General features: G+C 56.2%; 16 protein-coding genes and 1 pseudogene. 8 read left to right on the top strand and 9 right to left on the bottom strand.

Annotated features, from left to right (window positions below; genetic code table 11):
- Window position 1: 1 nt before the first annotated feature.
- From lsrD to lsrA, 3 genes are read right to left on the bottom strand one after another with little or no spacing between them, the layout of a single operon-like run.
- Window positions 2–994 (bottom strand): autoinducer 2 ABC transporter permease LsrD, encoded by a 993-nt coding sequence (gene lsrD, locus BM373_RS16425; protein WP_090463653.1) that lies wholly within the window; start codon window positions 992–994, stop codon window positions 2–4.
- Window positions 995–2,029, bottom strand: coding sequence for an autoinducer 2 ABC transporter permease LsrC (lsrC, locus tag BM373_RS16430; RefSeq protein ID WP_090463655.1), 1,035 nt, complete (start codon window positions 2,027–2,029; stop codon window positions 995–997).
- A complete protein-coding gene (gene lsrA / locus BM373_RS16435; RefSeq protein WP_090463658.1) occupies window positions 2,026–3,516 on the bottom strand; it encodes an autoinducer 2 ABC transporter ATP-binding protein LsrA in 1,491 nt (496 codons plus the stop codon). Before lsrA ends, lsrC begins: the two co-directional genes overlap by 4 nt.
- A 216-nt stretch (window positions 3,517–3,732) precedes the next feature.
- Here lsrA and lsrR point away from each other — a divergent pair, with 216 nt between their 5' ends.
- The 3 genes and pseudogenes from lsrR to BM373_RS16450 all read left to right on the top strand — a co-directional run bounded on the left by lsrR (window position 3,733) and on the right by BM373_RS16450 (window position 8,659).
- Window positions 3,733–4,704 (top strand): transcriptional regulator LsrR, encoded by a 972-nt coding sequence (lsrR, locus tag BM373_RS16440; protein ID WP_090463661.1) that lies wholly within the window; start codon window positions 3,733–3,735, stop codon window positions 4,702–4,704.
- A gap of 36 nt (window positions 4,705–4,740) precedes the next feature.
- Window positions 4,741–6,340: pseudogene (lsrK, locus tag BM373_RS16445) on the top strand (autoinducer-2 kinase).
- 297 nt (window positions 6,341–6,637) lie between these two features.
- Window positions 6,638–8,659: an NADPH-dependent 2,4-dienoyl-CoA reductase gene (locus tag BM373_RS16450; RefSeq protein WP_090463892.1), complete on the top strand. Its 2,022-nt coding sequence runs from the start codon at window positions 6,638–6,640 to the stop codon at window positions 8,657–8,659.
- Between the two features lie 36 nt (window positions 8,660–8,695).
- Here the strand turns inward: BM373_RS16450 and BM373_RS16455 are convergent, their stop codons facing one another.
- The 3 genes from BM373_RS16455 to rlmG all read right to left on the bottom strand — a co-directional run bounded on the left by BM373_RS16455 (window position 8,696) and on the right by rlmG (window position 11,376).
- Window positions 8,696–9,223 carry a DUF943 family protein gene (locus tag BM373_RS16455; protein WP_090463667.1) on the bottom strand — a complete coding sequence of 176 codons (528 nt, stop codon included), beginning with the start codon at window positions 9,221–9,223 and terminating at the stop codon, window positions 8,696–8,698.
- On the bottom strand, window positions 9,220–10,080 hold the full coding sequence (locus BM373_RS16460; protein WP_090463670.1) for a DUF3289 family protein: 861 nt from the start codon (window positions 10,078–10,080) through the stop codon (window positions 9,220–9,222). The genes BM373_RS16455 and BM373_RS16460 overlap by 4 nt, the downstream gene beginning before the upstream one ends.
- Before the next feature lie 159 nt (window positions 10,081–10,239).
- Complete coding sequence (gene rlmG / locus BM373_RS16465) at window positions 10,240–11,376, bottom strand: 23S rRNA (guanine(1835)-N(2))-methyltransferase RlmG (protein WP_090463674.1); 1,137 nt, start codon at window positions 11,374–11,376, stop codon at window positions 10,240–10,242.
- Window positions 11,377–11,460: 84 nt separating this feature from the next.
- Between rlmG and BM373_RS16470 the strand changes: the two genes are divergently transcribed.
- From BM373_RS16470 to sstT, 4 genes are all read left to right on the top strand, one after another.
- Window positions 11,461–11,952 carry a M48 metallopeptidase family protein gene (locus tag BM373_RS16470; protein ID WP_090463677.1) on the top strand — a complete coding sequence of 164 codons (492 nt, stop codon included), beginning with the start codon at window positions 11,461–11,463 and terminating at the stop codon, window positions 11,950–11,952.
- 89 nt (window positions 11,953–12,041) lie between these two features.
- The gene (locus BM373_RS16475) at window positions 12,042–13,022 is read left to right on the top strand and encodes a Gfo/Idh/MocA family protein (RefSeq protein ID WP_090463680.1); all 981 of its coding nucleotides are present in this window, start codon (window positions 12,042–12,044) and stop codon (window positions 13,020–13,022) included.
- 245 nt (window positions 13,023–13,267) lie between these two features.
- Window positions 13,268–14,236, top strand: a complete 969-nt coding sequence (locus tag BM373_RS16480) for a TerC family protein (RefSeq protein ID WP_090463684.1) — start codon at window positions 13,268–13,270, stop codon at window positions 14,234–14,236.
- Window positions 14,237–14,464: 228 nt separating this feature from the next.
- Window positions 14,465–15,709, top strand: a complete 1,245-nt coding sequence (sstT, locus tag BM373_RS16485) for a serine/threonine transporter SstT (protein ID WP_090463687.1) — start codon at window positions 14,465–14,467, stop codon at window positions 15,707–15,709.
- 16 nt (window positions 15,710–15,725) lie between these two features.
- Here sstT and BM373_RS16490 read toward each other — a convergent pair whose 3' ends face one another.
- From BM373_RS16490 to uxaC, 3 genes are all read right to left on the bottom strand, one after another.
- A complete protein-coding gene (locus BM373_RS16490; RefSeq protein ID WP_090463690.1) occupies window positions 15,726–16,280 on the bottom strand; it encodes a YgjV family protein in 555 nt (184 codons plus the stop codon).
- A 105-nt stretch (window positions 16,281–16,385) separates the two neighbouring features.
- Complete coding sequence (locus tag BM373_RS16495) at window positions 16,386–17,873, bottom strand: UxaA family hydrolase (RefSeq protein ID WP_090463692.1); 1,488 nt, start codon at window positions 17,871–17,873, stop codon at window positions 16,386–16,388.
- 17 nt (window positions 17,874–17,890) lie between these two features.
- Window positions 17,891–19,303 carry a glucuronate isomerase gene (gene uxaC, locus BM373_RS16500; protein ID WP_090463695.1) on the bottom strand — a complete coding sequence of 471 codons (1,413 nt, stop codon included), beginning with the start codon at window positions 19,301–19,303 and terminating at the stop codon, window positions 17,891–17,893.
- A gap of 467 nt (window positions 19,304–19,770) precedes the next feature.
- On the opposite strand from uxaC, the gene BM373_RS16505 reads away from it, so the two are divergent.
- On the top strand, window positions 19,771–21,075 hold the full coding sequence (locus tag BM373_RS16505) for an MFS transporter (protein ID WP_090463697.1): 1,305 nt from the start codon (window positions 19,771–19,773) through the stop codon (window positions 21,073–21,075).
- Window positions 21,076–21,205 lie beyond the last annotated feature (130 nt).

Genomic DNA, 21,205 nt, shown 5'->3' on the forward strand with positions numbered 1-21,205 from the left:
CTTAAGCTCCGAGTGTTTTCTGTGAGAAAAGACGCCGCCAGGCCATGCGCACCCCTTCGCGGTGCAGACTCAGTGAACGCCCCATCACCACCACAACCAACAGCGCACCTGACAACGCGCTCGACACCTGGTTGGGGATGCCGACCATCTGTAACCCCTGCTGCAAATACCCCACCAGCAACGCCGCCAGCGCAGTACCTAAAACCGAACCCGATCCCCCGTAGATATTGGCCCCGCCAAGCACGGCGGCGGTGAGCGCGGGCATCAGTAAATCGCGCCCCAGATCCGAACGCGCCGAACCGAAATAAGACACCAGTACCAGCGCGGCAATCGCCGACGCCACGCCCACCAGCCCGTACAGCGCGTAGGGCATCCCGTTGACCGACAGCGCCGCATAGCGCGCCGCGCGCGGATTCTGGCCGAGGAGAAAAAGATGGCGGCCAAAGCGCCCGCGATGGGTCATCAGCCAGAAGAAAAAGGTCAGCACGCCGAACAGCACCAGCGGCACCGGCAGGCCGAACAGCGTGAGGTTGGCAAAGGCGGTGAAGCTGTCCGGGAAGCCGCCGATGCCTTCGTAACCGGTCGCCCCCGCCATCCCGGAAAGCAGCAGCGCGCCGCCGCCGTACAGGTAGAGCGTGCCGAGGGTGATCACCAGCGGGCTGATGCCGGTGTAGTGGATCAACGCGGCGTTAAACAGGCCGCACAACAGGCCGAGCAGTAGCGTCAGCGGGATCGCCACCGCCATCGGCCAGCCCGCCTGCATCATCACGCCCAGCGCAATGGCGCACAGGCCAATGGTGGAACCGAGCGAAATGTCGATGCCGCCGCTGATGATCACAAGCGTCAGAGGCAGCGCCACAATGCCGATGCAGATGAAATCGCTGGTGCTGAACAGCAGCATGTTGACGTCGAGCATGCGCGGGTTGATCGCCCCGAACAGCGCAATCTCCAGCACCAGCAGGCCGAGCAGCGCCCATTCCCAGTTGAGCTTCATTTACGCCACCTCTTTGTTTTTGCGTTTCGGAAAGGGGGCGACGTTTTTGCCGCCTTTATTGCCGGGCTGAAAACGGCTGTATTTGAGGTTGCGCTGGTGGCGGGTCAGCGCCTGGCGCAGCCGTCCGTCCAGCACCAGCACGCCCAGCAGCACCAGTCCGGCGATAAAGTCGTTCCACCAGGCGGGGAGTTTGAACAGCACCAGCACGGTGTCGATTTGGGTGAGGAAGAACGCGCCGAGAAACGCACCGATGAGCGTCCCGGTGCCGCCAAGCAGCGAAATCCCGCCGAGCACGCAGGCGGCGATGGCTTTCATCTCCAGCCCGCTGCCGGTCTGGTTCGGCACAAAACCGATTTGCGAGGCAAACACGATCCCCGCGCAGGCCGCCAGCACGCCGTTTAAGGTAAAGGCCAGCATCCGGGTGCGGTTCACCGCCACGCCAAGCTGACGGGCGGCAGCGAGGTTATCGCCCACCGCATAAAAATCGCGGCCAAACGCAGTGCGGGCGAGCAGCCACGCGCCGATCCCCAGCACGCCAAACACCAGCAGACCGAGCGGCGACACGCCCGCAACCACCGGCACCGACAGCGCTTTCAGGCTGGCGGGCAGCCCTTCAATCCATTTCCCGCCCGTCCACAGCAGCATTGCGCCCCGGTATAAACCGAGCGTGCCGAGGGTGGCGACAATCGCCGGAATGCGCAGGCCGACCACCAGCAGGCCGTTAAACGCCCCCGCCAGCGCACCGATGGAGAGCGCAAACAGCATCGCCAGCGGCAGACTGTAGCCGCTGTTGAGCGCCACGCCGACGGCAATCGCGCACAGCCCGACCGTCGATCCCACCGAGACGTCAATATTGCGCGTCAGCATCACCAGCGCCGCGCCCATCGCAAGCAGCGCCAGAATCTGGCTACTGGCGAAAATCATGCCGAGGGTCTGCAAACTCAAATACGCCGGGTTGAGCGCCACCAGCACGGCAAACAGCACCGCAATCGCCAGAAACGCGCTCAGTTCACGGTTTTTTAATAACGTCTTCATGGGCGACCTCCGCCAAATGCCAGCGCCATCATCCGATCCACGCTCACCGCCTGGCGCGGTAATTCGCCGCTGAGCCTCCCCTGATGCATCACCAGCACCCGATCCGCGAGGCCGGGAAATTCATCCAGATCGCTTGAGATCATCAGCACCGCCACGTTTTGCGCCGCCACGCTTTTTAATAGCTGGTAGATATCCGCGCGGGCGGAGACGTCCACGCCGCGCGTCGGTTCATCGACGATCAGCAGCAGCGGATTGGCTTCCAGGCAGCGGGCGAGCAGCACTTTTTGCTGATTACCACCGGAGAGCGTGCGCACGATCTGATCCGCGTCGTTCAGTTTGATCCCCAGCGCCCGGTGGTAGCGCTCCACCACCGCCGATTCCCGCTGCCGTTGCTGCCAGAGCGACGGTTCGTTAAGCGCCACCGTGTTCCAGCGCACCGACGCGTCCGGGAACAGCCCGGAAACCTGGCGATCTTCCGGCAGATAGACCAGCCCGCGCGCCAGCCGGGACTGGGTGTTCAGCTCGCCAATCTGTTGATTCTCCAGCCATACACGCCCGCCGCGCACCGGGCGCAGGCCGTAGAGCGTTTCGGCAAATTCGGTACGCCCGGAGCCGACCAGCCCGGCGAGGCCGACGATCTCACCCGCGTAGATCTCAAGGTTCAGATCGATAAACCCTTCTCCGGTCAGATCTTCCACCCGCAGCACCGGGAAATCCTGCGGCTGGGTGCGGCGATTGCCCGGCAGCGCCAGCCACAGCTTTTGCGTGTCGCTGAGGCTGTGCTCGCGGCTGGCCGGGGTCATGGCGCTGATTAATGCCGCATCGTCAAACTGCGCGGTTTCACCGTTCAGCACCACCGCCCCGTCGCGCATCACCGAAATGTGGCTGGCGAGCTGGCGGATTTCCGGCAGTTTGTGGGAGATAAAGACGATCCCAACGCCAAGCGCTGAGAGGGCGCGGATCTGGGTAAACAGCCGTTCAGTTTCCCCCGGCGTCAGCGAGGCGGTGGGTTCGTCGAGGATCAGGATCTTCGCGTCACGCATCAGCCCGCGCAGGATCTCCACCATCTGTTGATCCGCCACTTCCAGGGTGCTGGCCGCCGCCTGCAAATTTAACTGGCAATTAAGCTGCTGGAGTTTATCGACGAGCAGCGCATCGTTTTGCCGGGAGCGCGGCAGGCGAAAGAGAATGTTTTCCCGCACGCTGAGGTTGGGAAACAGCATCGGCTCCTGCGGCACCAGATAAATTCCCAACTGGTGCGCCTGGCCTGGCGTTAAGCGCGTGAAGCGTTGCCCGTTAACGGTCAACTCGCCGCTGTCGGGCGTTTCCACCCCGGCGATGATTTTCATCAGCGTCGATTTTCCCGCACCGTTGCCGCCCATCAGCGCATGCACCTGGCCCGCGAGCAAGGTGAAATCGATGCCTTTCAGCACGTCGACGCCGGAGAACTGTTTGGTGATCGTTCGGGCTGCAATCAGTGGGGTCATTTTCGCTCCGCGACTGAACAAAAGATTTTTGAATTTATTAATGTTCAAAAGCGTAGTCGGTGAACTATATTTACAACCGTGCAGGGATCACAGTTTTAGCCATTCGGATCCGCGCAAAGAATTCGCGTCAGTAAAAGATCCGTTTTGCCAGTCGGCTCACACTTTGCAGGCGGGCAATAACGAACATATGATCTAAATTTTTATAAGAGTTCAGACATGAGCGATAAAAGAGCAGCAGAAGAGAGCCGTTTCGCAGGACTTGCGCTGGCAGAAGAAGAACTGGTGGCCCGCGTGGCCTGGTGTTACTACCACGACGGGTTAACCCAGAACGACATTGGCGAGCGCCTGGGGCTGCCGCGCCTGAAGATTTCGCGGCTGCTGGAAAAGGGCCGCCAGTCGGGTGTGATTCGGGTGCACATCAATTCGCGCTACGAAGGGTGCCTGGCGCTGGAAACGGCGCTGACAGAGCGGTTTGGTTTGAAAATCACCCGTGTGGTGCCGGCGCTGAATACCTCGTCAATGAGCGTGCGGTTGGGTATTGGCGCGGCGCAGTCGCTGATGGGCGTGCTGGAACCGGGGCAGTTGCTGGCGGTGGGTTTCGGTGAAACCACCATGAGCTGCCTGCAACACTTGAGCGGGTTTATCAGCTCGCAGCAGATCCGTATGGTGACGCTCTCCGGCGGCGTCGGGCCGTATATGACCGGCATCGGCCAGCTCGACGCGGCCTGTAGCGTCAGCATTATTCCCGCCCCGCTGCGCGTCTCATCGCCGGAAGTGGCGGAGATCTTAAAACGTGAATCGAGCGTGCGGGACGTGATCCTCGCCGCCGCCGCTGCCGACGTTGCCGTGGTGGGGATTGGATCGATAAATCAGAAACGCGACGCCACCATTTTACGCTCCGGCTACATCAGCGAGGGCGAGCAACTGTTGTACGCCCGCAAAGGCGCGGTAGGCGATATCCTCGGCTACTTTTTGCAGGCTGACGGCGAGCGGGTCGACAACCTTGATATCCACCGGGAACTGCTCGGTGTGACGCTCGATGAACTGGCGCAACTGCCGACGATTGTTGGCGTGGCGGGAGGCGTTGATAAAGCAGAAGCCATTTATGCCGCACTGAAGGGTCGCCGTATCAATGGCCTGGTGACGGAAGAGACGACAGCACGCGCGGTTCTGGCACTGGCGGAGTAAAAGCCGCTTGCCCCGCGCAGACAGCGAGGCAAGCTCATGAGTTACCTTTTAGCGTTAGATGCCGGGACCGGCAGCGTTCGCGCGGTGATCTTCGATTTACAGGGGCGGCAGATTGCCGCAGGTCAGGCGGAATGGAAGCATCTTTCCGTTGAAAACGTCCCCGGTTCGATGGAGTTCGATCTGTCGACTAACTGGCAGCTTGCCTGCCAGTGCATCCACCAGGCGCTGGCGAAGGCGAACCTGACGGCGGCGGATATTCAGTCCGTGGCCTGCTGTTCGATGCGCGAAGGGATAGTGCTATACGACCGCAACGGCGAGGCGATCTGGGCCTGCGCTAACGTCGACGCCCGCGCCAGCCGCGAGGTGGCGGAACTCAAAGAGATCCACGACTACCGCTTTGAATCTGAAGTTTACGAGGTTTCCGGGCAGACGCTGGCCCTCAGCGCCATGCCGCGCCTGCTGTGGCTGGCGCACCATCGCCCGGACATTTACCGCAACGCGGCCACCATCACCATGATCAGCGACTGGCTGGCGGCGAAGCTGTCCGGCGAGCTGGCGGTCGATCCGTCAAATGCAGGCACCACCGGTATGCTGGATCTGTTCAGCCGCGACTGGCGACCCGCCCTGCTGGATATGGCCGGGCTGCGCGCGGATATTCTCTCCCCGGTAAAAGAAACAGGCACGGTACTCGGCGCGGTAACGCGGGAAGCCGCAGCGCTATGCGGGCTGCGCGAAGGCACGCCGGTGGTGATGGGTGGCGGCGATGTGCAGCTCGGCTGCCTCGGCCTTGGCGTGGTACACGCCGGACAAACGGCGGTGCTGGGCGGGACTTTCTGGCAACAGGTGGTGAATCTGCCGCAGGTGCGTACCGATCCCGATATGAATATTCGTGTGAATCCGCATGTGATCCCCGGCATGGCGCAGGCGGAGTCGATCAGCTTCTTTACCGGACTGACGATGCGCTGGTTCCGCGACGCATTTTGCGCGGAAGAGAAGCTGATTGCCGAACGGATGGGCATGGACACTTATGCGCTGATGGAGGAGATGGCCAGCCGCGTGCCCGCCGGGTCGCACGGGGTGATGCCGATTTTCTCTGACGCGATGCATTTCAGGCAGTGGTATCACGCCGCGCCGTCGTTTATTAACCTCTCCATCGATCCGGAAAAATGCAACAAAGCGACGCTTTTCCGCGCCCTGGAGGAGAACGCGGCGATTGTGTCGGCGTGCAATCTGGCGCAGATCTCGCACTTTTCCGGCGTGCAGTTTGACAGCCTGGTGTTCGCTGGCGGCGGCGCAAAAGGCGCGCTATGGAGCCAGATTTTAAGCGACGTAACTGGCCTGCCAGTGCGTGTGCCGGAGGTGAAAGAAGCCACCGCCCTGGGTTGCGCGATCGCCGCCGGCGTGGGGGCCGGGCTGTTTGACGATATGGCCGCGACGGGCGAGCGGCTGGTGAGCTGGAGCCGTGAATTCACGCCGAACCCCGCCTACCGGGAGCTGTACGACGGCATGATGCAAAAATGGCAGGCGGTGTACGCGGACCAACTGGGGCTGGTGGACAGCGGGCTGACGACGTCAATGTGGCAGGCACCCGGGCTGGTGCGGGCGGCGTCTTCTTTGTAAATACCCCTCACCCTAACCCTCTCCCCAGGGGAGAGGGGACAGATCGAGCGCGGACTTACCTCCCCCCTCTCCCTCAGGGAAGAGGGACAGATCGAGCGCGGACTTACCTTCCCCCTCTCCCTCAGGGAGGAGGGACAGATCGAGCGCGGACTCGCCTTTCTCCCTCTCCCTCAGGGAGAGGGCCGGGGTGAGGGTGTCAGCCCCCTTTTTTTGAATCCCATCACATCCCCTTCACGCTGCTTTTCCCTTTTACGCACCGGACGCTAAATTAGAACTCATCCGACCACATAACAATTATTTTACATTGGAAGAGATTATGAGCTATCCGTCGCTGTTCGCCCCGCTCGATCTGGGCTTCACCACGCTGAAAAATCGCGTGTTAATGGGTTCGATGCATACCGGGCTGGAAGAGCGCCCGGACGGACCGGAGCGGCTGGCGGCGTTTTACGCCGAGCGCGCCCGGCACGGGGTGGCGCTGATAGTGACCGGTGGCGTGGCTCCGGCGTTTTCGGGTGTCACTATGGAAGGCGGCGCGGTGCTCTGCGATGCCAGCCAGTTGCCGCATCATCGCCTGGTCACGGATGCAGTTCATCGCGAAGGGGGCAAAATCGCGCTGCAAATCCTGCACACCGGGCGCTACAGCTATCAGTCGCATCCGGTCGCGCCTTCCGCGATTCAGGCTCCCATCAACCGCTTTAAGCCCCACGCCCTCACCCACGGTGAGATCCTCGCACTGATTGACGACTTCGCCCGCTGCGCGGGACTGGCGCGTGAGGCGGGATACGACGGCGTGGAAGTCATGGGCTCGGAAGGCTATCTGATTAACGAATTTCTCGCCGCCCGCACCAATCAGCGCGACGACGAATGGGGCGGCGATTACGCCCGGCGGATGCGATTTGCCGTTGAGGTGGTGCGCGCTGTCCGCGAACGGGTCGGGGCCGATTTCATCATTATTTATCGCCTGTCGATGCTCGATCTGGTTGAAGGCGGCGGCACGTTTGATGAAACCGTGCAACTGGCGCAGGCCATTGAAGCGGCGGGCGCGAGCATCATCAATACCGGGATCGGCTGGCACGAGGCGCGTATTCCGACCATCGCCACCCCGGTGCCGCGCGGGGCGTTTACCTGGGCGACGCGCAAACTCAGGGGCAAAGTTGCGCTGCCGCTCATCACCACTAACCGGATCAACGATCCGCAGGTCGCCGACGATATTCTGGCGCGTGGCGATGCCGATATGGTGTCGATGGCGCGGCCTTTTCTGGCAGATGCGGAGATCCTCTCCAAAGCGCAAAGCGGCCGGGCTGACGAGATCAACACCTGCATCGGCTGCAATCAGGCGTGCCTCGACCAGATTTTTGCTGGCAAAGTCACCTCCTGCCTCGTCAATCCCCGCGCCTGCCATGAAACCAAAATGCCGGTGGTGCCTGCCGTGAAAAGTAAAAAGCTGGCGGTGATCGGCGCAGGCCCGGCGGGACTGGCGTTCTCGGTTAACGCTGCTGCACGCGGTCATCAGGTGACGCTGTTCGATGCCCAGGCCGAACCCGGCGGGCAGTTTAATATTGCCAAACAGATCCCTGGCAAAGAGGAGTTCTACGAAACGCTGCGCTATTACCGCCGGATGATCGAAGTAACGGGCGTCGATCTTAAGCTGAATCAACACGTCACGGCTGCCATGCTGGACGGGTTTGATGAGGTGATCCTCGCCTGCGGTATAGAGCCGCGCATCCCGCTTATCGATGGCATCGATCATCCTAAGGTGCTGACTTATCTGCAGGTGCTGCGCGACAAAGTGCCGGTCGGTGACCGGGTGGCGATTATCGGCTGCGGTGGGATCGGCTTTGATACCGCGATGTATTTAAGCCAGCCGGGTGAGCCTACCAGTCAGAATATCGACGAGTTTTGCGAGGAATGGGGGATTGATACCAGCCTCGATCAGCCCGGCGGCTTACGCCCGGAAGGAGCGAAACTGCCGAGAAGCCCGCGCCAGATCGTGATGCTGCAACGCAAAGCCAGCAAGCCCGGCGAAGGGCTCGGCAAAACCACTGGCTGGATCCACCGCGCTACCCTGCTGGCGCGTGGGGTGAAGATGATCCCAGCAGTGAGCTACGAGAGAATCGACAACGACGGCCTGCATGTGCTGATCGGCGGAGAACCGCAGGTATTTCCGGTGGATCATGTGGTGATCTGCGCAGGGCAGGATCCGCGACGTGAACTGGCGGAACCGCTACGCGAAGCGGGAAAAACGGTGCATCTGATTGGCGGCTGTGACGTGGCGCTGGAACTGGACGCCCGCCGCGCGATTGCGCAGGGCACACGGCTGGCGCTGGAGATATAAGGCTTTATACGCCGGGCGGCGCTGCGCTTGCCCGGCCTACAGATAATTCAGCGGATTAATGGATTGCATTACATTGTCATAAACACGCTCAAAAAAATGTTCATCTCTGTTCATTTTAATTATGCCATCTTTGCCAATAGTGTAAGTAATATCAGAATAACCATGCACAGTGTAGATTTCATTTCCATCGATATAAACTTCTATCGTTAAAAGCCTATTTTTATCAATACAATTTTTCTCAGACTGCATTTTATCGAAACAATATAAATCTGAGTGGCGGGAGAGTATATGGTTAGTAAATCCATTTCCGACATCCCATACAAAAATTTTATAATAAAATATATTGCTTATGTTAAATCTTTTTTTTAATTCTTCCCTGTGATTCCGAAACCACTGAATGCGATCGCGGTCGGTCAATGGTAAATGATCGACCACGACATCATTAAACCTTTCTGTACCGGTATATAAAATAGTTACTGGCTTTAGTGTCCATAGATTATAAAGCGCCACTATTAAAAAAACTAAAGAAATTTTTTTGAAAATATGCCCCCTTCTATTGCTCATAAACCTCTCCCAATACGAATATTAGCGTTGAAATTGGTAAAGAATGGTTTAAAGGCAAAGTTATGGTGACGCTGAAGAAAAAACCAGATACGAAAAAATCTAAACTTACTATAAATATGATGAGTGATATCTGTTTTATCCAGACCGAAATGATCCTGAGCTTTAAACGATAACGTCGCCTCCCAATTTCGGAGTGTATGTTTTAAATGCATCAGAGAAATTTCTTGTGCATGGATATCATGGACAGCTATTGCCAACCCATTATAATTATCCTGTACCCGTGAAAATTTAGGTAACCTTGCATTATAGATATCTTTTTTTATTTGCATAATAAGAGGCAGTCCACTACTTAGATCAATAGCACTCCCCTTTTTTTTATTAATCGTGTTTTTTATTGTGGCAAGCATACTTTCGCCCGAGGGCTCCTGAATCAAACTTTCAAATGCTTTATTCAACATGCTTGAGTGAAAAGGTTGTCCATTTCCATAGCGAAAGTGATCAATCATTTCACGAATGAGGTGCGTATATTCTCCTCGTTGAGCGAACATCGATGATAGTTCTTTCATTTCATTAAAGAGAATATCAACACATTCATAATGAGAAATTGTTTTACCTGATAAATTCCTGCGATGAATATCTAAATTTGATACCTGACCAGATATAACAAACGCGGTATTGAATTTAAGTAAACGATAAGGATCTACTTTTGCTGATACATCGTTTAATCCGAGAGATTTAAGTTGTGGTTCATTTAAATCGCCATATTGCATATCGTCTGCGTTTGTATCATTAAAACGATTAATCGTTGTAAAAATAGTGCAAGGTAAATGCAGTGATAGCTCATTATAGATGCTCATATATTCACTCCATGAATTATTATTAAAACCCTACTCACGAAATAAAATATACTGTGTGCGAAAAAATCAAACGCACACGCTGTTCACAATTAGACGTATTTATTTATACCAGACGGCGCAGTGCTTGCCCGGTCAGCGCAGCGCTGCCGGGCATTATGCTTAGCGGCGGCGGCCCAGTTTTACCGCTTTCAGCACCACAAACTTCTGGTTGGTGGCGATGGTTTCGCAGTTGCCGAAGATCTTTTTCAGTTTGTGGAAGTAGTCCAGATGGCGGTTGGCCACGATGTACAGCTCGCCGTTGATCTTCAGGCAGCGGCGGGCGTGGTGGAACATCTCCCAGGCAATGTTATCGGTCAGCGCGTGTTTCTGGTGGAACGGCGGGTTGCACAGGACCGCATTGAAGCGGAACGGTTCGACGCCGGATAACGCGTTGTTGATCATAAATTCACAGCGATCCAGCGCGTCCGGCATATTGGTTTCGACGTTCAGGCGGCTTGACGCAACCGCCATTGGCGATTCATCCACAAATACCACGTTCGCCTGCGGGTTTTTATCCAGCAGGGTCAGACCAATCACGCCGTTACCACAGCCAAGATCGACGATTTCACCTTCCAGATCGGACGGCAGATGCTGCATAAAGAAACGTGCGCCAATGTCCAGCCCGGTGCGGGAGAAAACGTTGGCGTGGTTATGAATAGTCCAGTCGGTGCCGTCGAGTTTCCAGCTAAGCGTCTGCGGGGCGTCGGCCAGGGCTGGAGCGGTAAACGTACCGTTGATCAGGCGCGCCTTCTTCCAGGCCAGCGTGGTGGTGGTCGGACCGAGCACTTTCTCAAACAATTCCAGCGTCGAGTTATGAATATCACGCGCTTTGGTGCCCGCGATGATGCGCGTTTGCGGCGTGACGACGTTGCGCAATGCGCGTAACTGCTGCTCCAGCAGTGCCAGCGTTTTGGGGATCTTAATCAACACCACGCCTGGTGCGGCCGGGTAAGCCGCCGTGCTGTCGAGGAAGGTCACGTCGCCCTCATTCAGCTCGTTATGACGCAGGTTCTCGCGGGTTGCCAGCTCACTCAGGTAGGAATCACCGATGCTGTACGGCTTGTGCTCCACCAGCGCGCAGGCCAGCGCACCGAAGGTGTCATTGAAAATCAGGACCGGGCCGCTGATTTCGGTTTCGTCCAGTTGTTGCAGCAGGTATTCATCTGCTGCTTCCCACGCCTGAAGTGGGTTGACGTCATCCGTTTCCGGGAAACGTTTTAAATTAAGTGAACGGAAACCGTTGTCTGAATGGCTCATCGGCCCTCCTGGATGGTAAAATTCGGCGTTATCCCCGAAATGGGGGCGTGAGTATACCTTCTTTGGCTTTTTAGCGGGGCAATAATGAGCAAACTTCTTTATCTCCAGGGCTACCCGGAAAATCTGCTGGCCCAGGTGAATACGCTCATCGCGCAAAACCGTCTCGGCGAGGTGCTGCAAAAGCGCTATCCGGATCCGCACGCCATCACCACCGACAAAGCGCTCTATCAATATACCCAGGATTTAAAAAGTCAGTTTCTGCGCAATGCGCCGCCCATTAATAAAGTCGCTTACGACAATAAAATCCACGTGCTCAATAACGCGCTGGGCCTGCATACGGCGATCTCCCGCGTACAGGGCGGCAAGCTGAAGGCGAAAGCGGAAATCCGCGTGGCGACGGTATTTCGTAGCGCGCCGGAGGCATTTTTGCGCATGATTGTGGTGCATGAACTGGCACACCTGAAAGAGAAAGATCACAGCAAAGCGTTTTACCAGTTGTGCTGCCATATGGAGCCGCAGTACCACCAGCTTGAGTTCGATACCCGGCTGTGGCTGACGCACCAGTCGCTGGCGTGACGCGGCTTTTGCGCCTTAGCGCACTGGTTTTGTCACAGTGACATGCTACATTGGCGGCAGGTTCCCTTTCACGGAGTTCGAAGCCGTTTATGATTCGTTTTGCAGTCGTTGGCACCAACTGGATCACCCGTCAGTTTGTCGATGCCGCCCATGAAACCGGTAAATATAAACTTACCGCCGTTTACTCCCGCAGCCTGGAACAGGCCCAGCATTTCGCTAATGATTATCCGGTCGAGCATTTGTTTACCTCCCTCGACGCGCTGGCGCAAAGCTATGCGGTCGATGCGATATACGTTGCCAGCCCTAACTCCCTGCACTTCCCGCAAACTGAACTGTTTTTACGCCATAAAAAGCATGTGATCTGCGAAAAACCGCTGGCCTCTAATCTGCGCGAAGCCGAAGCCGCCATCACCTGCGCCCGCGAAAACGGCGTGGTGCTGTTTGAGGCGTTTAAAACCGCGTCGCTGCCTAATTTCCTGCAACTCCAGCAGGCGCTGCCAAAGATCGGCAGAATGCGTAAAGCCTTTATCAGCTATTGCCAGTATTCATCGCGCTATCAGCGCTATCTCGACGGCGAGAATCCGAATACCTTTAATCCGGCGTTTTCCAACGGTTCGATTATGGATATCGGGTTTTACTGCCTGGCTTCTGCGGTGGCGCTGTGGGGCGAGCCGGTAAGCGTGCAGGCGTCGGCCAGTTTGCTGGAGAGCGGCGTGGACGCGCACGGCGTGGTGGTGATGAATTACGGTGATTTCAGCGTCACCCTGCAACACTCAAAAGTGAGTGATTCGGTGCTGCCAAGTGAAATTCAGGGCGAAGCCGGAGCGCTGTTGATTGAGAAGATCTCCGAGTGCCAGAAAGTGTCCTTCGTGCCGCGCGGCGGTAAACCGCAGGATCTGTCGCAGCCGCAGCATATCAATACCATGCTGTATGAAGCGGAGCGTTTTGCGGATCTGGTTGAAAACAACGAGGTTAACCATCCGGGGCTGGAAGTCAGCCGGATCACCGCGAAGGTGCAGACGGAAATCCGCCGTCAGACCGGCGTTATTTTCCCGGCTGACAACGCGTAAAGGTATGTAAAAGAGATGTTACATGCCATTGACGGAATGCGATCTCTGTCATATTTTGTTACCAGCAAAGGGGAGTAACTTCATCGCCGGTCGGTCGTCACTACGATGCGCAAGCATCCGGTCGCCGGGCATCCTGAACAGGATGTAAGTGAGACCTTGCCGAAAGGCGAGGACCCGTGCATCTAAATTAAGCGGCTATCGTCTTTCGACGTTGGCCGTTTTTTTTATGTGTAAGGAAATTCTCTATGAATAGTGTCGGCACACCGCTGTTGTGGGGCGTATTCGCACTTGTCGTTGTCATCATGCTGGCTATCGACCTTCTGCTTCAGGGGCGTCGTGGCGTTCATACGATGACCATGAAGCAGGCGGCCGTGTGGTCGCTGGTCTGGGTTACGCTTTCTCTGTTGTTTAACGCGGCATTCTGGTGGTATCTGGCGAACACCCAGGGACGCGCCGTGGCCGATCCGCAGGCCCTTGCCTTCCTCACCGGTTATCTGATTGAGAAAGCACTGGCGGTGGACAACGTCTTCGTCTGGTTAATGCTGTTTAGCTATTTTGCCGTACCGCCTGCGTTGCAGCGCCGGGTACTGATTTATGGCGTACTGGGCGCGATTGTGCTGCGTACGATCATGATCTTCGCCGGAAGCTGGCTGATTTCGCAGTTTGAATGGATGCTGTATGTCTTCGGCGCGTTCCTGCTGTTTACCGGCATAAAAATGGCGCTGGCGAAGGAAGATGAAGCGGGCATTGGCGATAAACCGATGGTGCGCTGGCTGCGCGGGCATTTACGCATGACGGACAAGATCGAAAGCGAGCACTTTTTTGTACGCAAAAATGGTCTGCTGTACGCCACGCCGCTGCTGCTGGTGCTGATCCTCGTGGAGTTAAGCGATGTGATCTTCGCGGTCGACAGCATTCCGGCTATTTTCGCGGTCACCACCGATCCGTTTATTGTGCTGACCTCAAACCTGTTTGCGATCCTGGGTCTGCGTGCGATGTACTTCCTGCTGGCAGGCGTGGCGGAACGTTTTGCGCTGCTGAAGTACGGCCTGGCGGTGATTCTGGTGTTTATCGGTATCAAAATGCTGATTATCGATTTCTACCATATCCCGATCGCTATTTCCCTTGGCGTGGTGGGCGGTATCCTGGCGCTGACGCTGCTGATTAACGCCTGGGTTAATCACCAGAACGACAAAAAACGTCTGCAAGAGTGATCCACAGAACCCTCTCCTGCCAGGGAGGGGGTTTAATTGTTGCTCATGTCACAAATACGTTATCAAATAGTTAAAAAACGCGATGAACCCCTGCTATCCAGCGCCTTATTCTTTCCTGTCATCCTGTAATGCGTATACTCACTTCTGCAAACATTTGTTACATCCCGTCAGAACGTCCCTTTAGAGGATGTCCGGGATGGATTCACAACATCCTTTAAGGAATTCTTCATGAGTACGCAACGCTCCACAGGCCTGCTACAGCGGCTGGCACACGGCAGTCTGGTCAAACAAATTCTTATTGGTTTAGTGCTGGGCATACTGCTCGCATGGATCTCAAAACCCGCCGCGCTCGCTGCGGGCCTGCTGGGAACACTTTTCGTCGGCGCACTGAAAGCCGTCGCCCCGGTGCTGGTGCTGATGCTGGTGATGGCGTCGATTGCCAATCACAAGCACGGTCAGAAAACCAATATCCGCCCTATCCTCGTGCTGTATCTGGTAGGCACCTTCTCGGCGGCACTCACCGCCGTGGTCTTTAGCTTTTTGTTCCCGTCGACCCTGCAACTGGTGACAGGCGCAACGGACATCACGCCACCTGCGGGCATTGTGGAAGTGCTGCGCGGTCTGCTGCTGAGCATGGTGTCTAACCCTGTTAACGCCCTGCTGAACGCAAACTATATCGGCATTCTGGTGTGGGCCATTGGCCTCGGTTTTGCGCTGCGCCACGGCAGCGAATCCACCAAAAGCCTGATCAACGACGTCGCTGATGCCGTGACCTTTATGGTGAAAATCGTGATCCGCTGTGCGCCGATCGGGATTTTCGGCCTGGTCGCCTCTACGCTGGCGGAAACCGGTTTTGCCACGCTGTACGGCTATGCGCACCTGCTGATGGTGCTGATCGGCTGCATGTTCCTGGTGGCGCTGGTGATTAACCCGCTGCTGGTGTTCTGGAAGATCCGTCGCAACCCGTATCCGCTGGTGCTGCAGTGCCTGCGTGAAAGCGGCGTGACCGCCTTCTTTACCCGTAGCTCGGCGGCTAACATTCCGGTCAACATGGCGCTGGCTGAAAAGCTGAATCTGGATCGCGATACCTATTCTGTGTCGATTCCGCTGGGAGCCACGGTGAATATGGCGGGTGCGGCGATCACCATCACCGTGCTGACGCTGGCGGCGGTTCATACGCTGGGTATTCCGGTGGATTTACCGACGGCATTACTGCTGAGCGTGGTGGCGTCGCTGTGTGCCTGTGGCGCATCTGGCGTGGCGGGCGGTTCTCTACTGTTGATCCCGCTGGCCTGTAATATGTTCGGTATTCCGAACGATGTTGCCATGCAGGTTGTCGCCGTAGGCTTCATTATCGGCGTGTTGCAGGATGCCTGCGAAACCGCGCTGAACTCCTCCACCGACGTTCTGTTCACCGCCGCAGCCTGCCAGGCGGAAGATGAGCGTCTGGCGAAAAACGCCCTGCGCAGTTAAGTTTTACCCCCCGCTGCTATCGGGCGGCGGGGGGATTTTCTTCCAGCTCTTTTTCCACTTTAAACGGGTCGATTCCCCGCTGCTGCATCCGCCAGAAGCGGATAATGTTCAGCCCGTTCATCACCAGAAAGCTGCCTTCAATCAGCGTTCCACCAATCGATCCCAGCCAGAAATTATGCGCCACCCAGCAGGCGGTGGAGCACCACATCACGCAGCGCACGTTCAGCCCTTTGCAGCGAAACAGCGCCCAGGTGCTTGCGACGGTTCCGGCAATCGGCAGCAGTTCCATGGCGTGATGCAGCTTTGCCAGCCCCAGAATCAGCGTGAGGGAGATAAACACAAACATCACCCACAGCCTGCGCGTGTAGAGCGAAATAATGGTGCGCAGGGTGTTGAGCTCCGCGCTCATCCCCGCGGGCATCGCGCCCATCAGGAAAAAATGCACGCCGATGGTGGCGCTGTATACCGAAAGCTGGAGTTTGAAGCGCCGTTCATCGCGGTTGATGAAGGTGGTGATGCCAATCAGAAAAGCGAGGACACCAACGCCCTGAGCCAGCCAATATGCGGTCATGGAGAGTCCTTATGAAACATAAAAAAGGCGCTTCAGGGAAAGAAGCGCCGTTTGTTATGCACAGATTTTGTCGCCAGGCGGTGCAAGCGCCGCCTGGTAACAGGTTTACAGGGTCACGCCGCTTTTGAAAATCGCCAGTTCGCGGAATTCATTGCGCTCGTTACAGGTCTGCTTGCCGCTGGCGATCTCCGCGATCACATCCACGAATTCATTCAGCAGCTGCGGCATCATTTTGCCGTGGATCAGCTGGCCTGCATCAAAGTCGATCCAGTGCTTTTTCTTCGCCGCCAGTTCGCTGTTGGTGGAGATTTTCACCGTCGGCACAAAACCGCCGTATGGCGTACCGCGACCGGTCGAGAACAGCACCATGTGACAACCGGCACCGGCCAGCGCACTGGTCGCCACCGCATCGTTACCCGGCGCGGAGAGCAGGTTCAGGCCGTGTTTTTGCAGACGCTCGCCATAGCGCAGAACGTCAACCACCTGGCTTGCGCCCGCTTTCTGCGTACAGCCGAGGGATTTCTCTTCAAGCGTGGTAATACCACCCGCTTTGTTACCCGGTGATGGGTTCTCGTAGATCGGCTGATTGTGCGCGATGAAATACTGTTTGAAGTCGTTCACCATGGTGACGGTTTTTTCAAACGTGGTTTCGTCCACGCAGTGGCTCATCAGGATCTGCTCGGCACCAAACATTTCCGGCACTTCGGTCAGTACAGTGGTCCCGCCGTTGCCGATCACGTAGTCGGAGAAACGCCCCAGCATCGGGTTGGCGGTAATGCCGGACAGACCGTCCGAGCCGCCGCACTCGAGGCCAAACTTCAGCTCGCTTAGTTTACCCGGCTCGCGTTTGTCGTGGCGCATCGCTTCATACAGCTGGTGCATATGCTCCAGGCCCGCTTCCACTTCGTCTTCCTGGTGTTGGCAGACCATGAAGTGAACGCGCTCAGGATCGAACTCACCCAGCGTTTCGCGGAAGGCGTCAACCTGGTTGTTTTCACAGCCAAGGCCAATCACCAGCACCGCACCCGCATTCGGATGACGCACCATGTTTTGCAGCATGGTGCGGGTGTTGATGTGATCGTCACCCAACTGTGAACAGCCATAGGTGTGGCTGAACAGGAACACGCCGTCGGTGCCTTCGGCATCGTGGGTTTCTTTCAGAAAACGGCTCTGGATCTGACGGGCGATGCCGTTCACGCAGCCTACGGTCGGCAGGATCCACAGTTCATTACGGATCCCCACTTCGCCGTTAGCACGGCGATAGATCTCAACGTCACGATCGTTCGCCTGCGCTTCTTCTGCCTGAAAATCAGGTTGATAGCTATACTCATCCAGATCGCTCAGGTTAGTGCGGGCATTGTGGGAGTGAATGTACTCACCCTCAGCGATTTCCGCCGTGGCGTGACCAATAGGCAAACCGTATTTCACGACGTTTTCGCCCTGATGAATGGTGTGCAGGGCAAATTTGTGCCCGCGCCCCACAGCCTGGCGAAGTTTCACAGTGTGATTATCTACGGTCACTTCTGCGCCTTCCGCCAGGTCAGCCAGTGCTACTGCGACGTTGTCCAGCGAATGGATCTTGATGTATTGCATATCAACCTCAAACGGCCTTAGTTCAGTTCAATCGCGAAGTAGTCACGCGCATTGTTAAAGCAGATATTTCTCACCATCTCGCCCAGCAGTTGAATGTCTGCCGGTGCTTCGCCGTTTTCCACCCAGCGACCAATCATCTGGCACAGGATGCGGCGGAAGTATTCGTGACGGGTATAGGACAGGAAGCTGCGGCTGTCGGTCAGCATGCCCACGAAACGGCTTAACAGACCCAGCTGTGCCAGTTGTGTCATCTGACGTTCCATGCCGTCTTTCTGATCGTTAAACCACCAGCCGGAACCGAACTGCATTTTGCCCGGCATCCCTTCACCCTGGAAGTTACCGATCATGGTGCCCAGCACTTCGTTATCGCGCGGGTTCAGACAGTAAAGGATGGTTTTCGGCAGCAGGTTTTCTTCGTTCTGTTTGCTCAACAGTTTGGACAGCTCTTCCGCCATCGGACGGTCGTTGATGGAGTCAAAGCCCACATCCGGCCCAAGCAGTTTGAACTGACGCAGGTTGTTATTACGCAGTGCGCCGATGTGGTACTGCTGTACCCATTCACGACGTGCATATTCTGCGCCGAGGAACACCAGCACGGCAGTTTTGAACTGGGCAACTTCATGCTCGCTCAGCGTTTCACCGGAGAGGCGGCGCGCGAGGATGCTGTCGAGTTCAGCTTCGTTAGATTCAGCAAACATCACCACATCCAGCGCGTGGTCAGAGACTTTACAGCCGTGGGCAGCAAAGTGATCCAGGCGTTTGGTCAGCGCAGTTTGCAGGTCGGCAAAGCGGCGGATCTCAGTGTCAGAGACTTCACCCAGTTTCGCCATGTAGTCATTAAAGGTCGCCAGTTCGATATTGAACGCTTTATCCGGACGCCAGCTCGGCAGCACTTTGATGCTAAAGGTGGTGTCTTTTGCCACGGTAGCGTGGTGCTCGAGGGAGTCGATCGGATCGTCAGTGGTGCCGACCATTTTTACATTCATCTGCTGCATGATGCCGCGCGCGGAGAATTTGTCCTGCGCCAGCAGTTCGTTACCCATCGTCCAGATTTCATCGGCAGTCGCAGGTGACAGCACTTTACCTGTAATACCAAACGGGCGACGCAGCTCAAGATGTGTCCAGTGGTATAACGGGTTGCCAATTGTGTGCGGTACGGTGGCGGCAAACGCGTCAAATTTCTCGCGATCAGAGGCGTCGCCAGTACACAGACGCTCAGGCACACCGTTGGTACGCATGGCACGCCACTTATAGTGGTCGCCTTTCAACCAGATGTCATACAGATTTTTAAAACGGTAGTCTTCAGCGATCTGCTGCGGCGGCAAATGGCAGTGATAATCGAAAATCGGCTCATCTTTTGCGTAATCATGGTACAGACGGCGGGAAAATTCGGTATCTAATAGAAAATCTTCGGTCATAAACGGGGTCATTATCGTCTTCCTCTTAGCGAGTGCGTAGATGCATGCCTTAATGCTGACAAAGTTATCACACCAATTTCTATAGGCCGAAGATATTTTCGTGAGTTAGATCAATAAAAGCGGACAAAAAAATTACTCTGAAGGGAGTAAACAACCCGCCAGCCCGCGCCAGCTCTGGCTTCATCTGAGCAGAACGATAACCACACAAAGAAAAACACTTTTGTGATGTCACTCACCTTTTAAAGTTGTATGACAAGTTATCTTGCTGCCGTCGCAATTCATACGCCGACGGAATGCATTACAGGTGATTCATTCATCCAGGTTAACGGTACGGAAACCGAATTTCGCACGAACACTGATGGCAAGGTTTGGGCCGTACCGGGAACGCCTCCCGGTTCGCCCCCGTTACATAACATCCTCTGTTTACGAGCAGGTGATGAACCGCTGAAAGCGGAAAATTACATAACGATGAGGTTTACATGCGTAAAATTAAAGGGTTACGTTGGTACATGATAGCGCTGGTGACACTGGGCACCGTGTTAGGCTACTTGACGCGTAATACCATTGCTGCGGCTGCGCCAACGCTGATGGAAGAGTTACACATCTCCACGCAGCAATACTCCTATATTATTGCAGCCTACTCGGCGGCTTACACCATCATGCAGCCTGTTGCGGGCTATGTGCTGGATATCCTCGGTACGAAAGTTGGCTACGCCGTCTTCGCCGTGACCTGGGCAATCTTCTGCGGCGCGACTGCGCTGGCAGGAAGCTGGGGCGGTCTGGCGCTGGCGCGTGGTGCCGTGGGTGCTGCTGAAGCCGCGATGATCCCGGCGGGCCTGAAAGCTGCGTCCGAGTGGTTCCCGGCGAAAGAACGTTCTATCGCAGTGGGCTACTTCAACGTCGGTTCCTCTATTGGTGCGATGATTGCGCCGCCGCTGGTGGTGTGGGCAATCGTCATGCATAGCTGGCAGCTGGCGTTCATTATCTCCGGCGTACTGAGCTTCGCCTGGGCAATGGCATGGCTGATTTTCTACAAACACCCGCGCGATCAGAAGAAACTGTCTGAAGAAGAACGCCAGTACATCATTGGTGGTCAGGAAGCGCAGCACCAGACTAACAACGGCAAAAAAATGTCCGTATGGCAGATTCTGGGCACCCGTCAGTTCTGGGGTATCGCACTGCCGCGTTTCCTGGCAGAACCGGCCTGGGGTACTTTTAACGCCTGGATCCCGCTGTTCATGTTTAAAGTCTACGGCTTTAACCTGAAAGAGATCGCGATGTTTGCGTGGATGCCAATGCTGTTCGCTGACCTCGGTTGCATCGTGGGTGGTTACCTGCCGCCGCTGTTCCAGCGCTGGTTTGGTGTGAACCTGATCGTCTCCCGTAAAATGGTTGTGACCATGGGTGCGGTACTGATGATCGGCCCTGGCATGATCGGCCTGTTCACCAGCCCGTATGTTGCAATCGGTCTGCTGTGCATCGGTGGTTTTGCGCACCAGTCTCTGTCTGGCGCACTGATCACCCTCTCCTCTGACGTGTTTGGTCGTAACGAAGTGGCCACGGCTAACGGCCTGACCGGTATGGCGGCCTGGACTGCGAGCACCATGTTTGCTCTGGTGGTCGGTGCGCTGGCTGATACCATCGGCTTCAGCCCGCTGTTCGCTGTGCTGGCAGTATTCGACATCATGGGTGCGATTGTTATCTGGACCGTACTGAAGAGTAAGTCGGCGGCGGAACTCGAAGAAGAGAAGCGCGGCGTCGGCGGACCGGCAACGCAGCACTAACGTTTTGAATTAATGCACCATGCATTATCCCAAATGCCGCTCTGTTATCCAGGGCGGCATTTTTGCTATCTGCGGTGGTGAGAATGGCGCAAAAGTGGTATAACAAATCTAATTTATTTCATCTTGCCTG

It is taken from the genome of Enterobacter sp. kpr-6, assembly GCF_900116015.1.
Classification (GTDB): Bacteria; Pseudomonadota; Gammaproteobacteria; order Enterobacterales; family Enterobacteriaceae; genus Enterobacter_D.

What these genes read in the sequence shown, in the direction of transcription:
- BM373_RS16490 (WP_090463690.1), bottom strand. Translation starts at nt 16,280, where the DNA reads ATGACCGCATATTGGCTGGCTCAGGGCGTTGGTGTCCTCGCTTTTCTG.
- BM373_RS16480 (WP_090463684.1), top strand. Translation starts at nt 13,268, where the DNA reads ATGAATAGTGTCGGCACACCGCTGTTGTGGGGCGTATTCGCACTTGTC.
- BM373_RS16475 (WP_090463680.1), top strand. Translation starts at nt 12,042, where the DNA reads ATGATTCGTTTTGCAGTCGTTGGCACCAACTGGATCACCCGTCAGTTT.
- BM373_RS16470 (WP_090463677.1), top strand. Translation starts at nt 11,461, where the DNA reads ATGAGCAAACTTCTTTATCTCCAGGGCTACCCGGAAAATCTGCTGGCC.
- BM373_RS16455 (WP_090463667.1), bottom strand. Translation starts at nt 9,223, where the DNA reads ATGAGCAATAGAAGGGGGCATATTTTCAAAAAAATTTCTTTAGTTTTT.
- rlmG (WP_090463674.1), bottom strand. Translation starts at nt 11,376, where the DNA reads ATGAGCCATTCAGACAACGGTTTCCGTTCACTTAATTTAAAACGTTTC.
- BM373_RS16460 (WP_090463670.1), bottom strand. Translation starts at nt 10,080, where the DNA reads ATGAGCATCTATAATGAGCTATCACTGCATTTACCTTGCACTATTTTT.
- lsrC (WP_090463655.1), bottom strand. Translation starts at nt 2,029, where the DNA reads ATGAAGACGTTATTAAAAAACCGTGAACTGAGCGCGTTTCTGGCGATT.
- BM373_RS16505 (WP_090463697.1), top strand. Translation starts at nt 19,771, where the DNA reads ATGCGTAAAATTAAAGGGTTACGTTGGTACATGATAGCGCTGGTGACA.
- lsrD (WP_090463653.1), bottom strand. Translation starts at nt 994, where the DNA reads ATGAAGCTCAACTGGGAATGGGCGCTGCTCGGCCTGCTGGTGCTGGAG.
- uxaC (WP_090463695.1), bottom strand. Translation starts at nt 19,303, where the DNA reads ATGACCCCGTTTATGACCGAAGATTTTCTATTAGATACCGAATTTTCC.
- lsrR (WP_090463661.1), top strand. Translation starts at nt 3,733, where the DNA reads ATGAGCGATAAAAGAGCAGCAGAAGAGAGCCGTTTCGCAGGACTTGCG.
- BM373_RS16495 (WP_090463692.1), bottom strand. Translation starts at nt 17,873, where the DNA reads ATGCAATACATCAAGATCCATTCGCTGGACAACGTCGCAGTAGCACTG.
- lsrA (WP_090463658.1), bottom strand. Translation starts at nt 3,516, where the DNA reads ATGACCCCACTGATTGCAGCCCGAACGATCACCAAACAGTTCTCCGGC.
- sstT (WP_090463687.1), top strand. Translation starts at nt 14,465, where the DNA reads ATGAGTACGCAACGCTCCACAGGCCTGCTACAGCGGCTGGCACACGGC.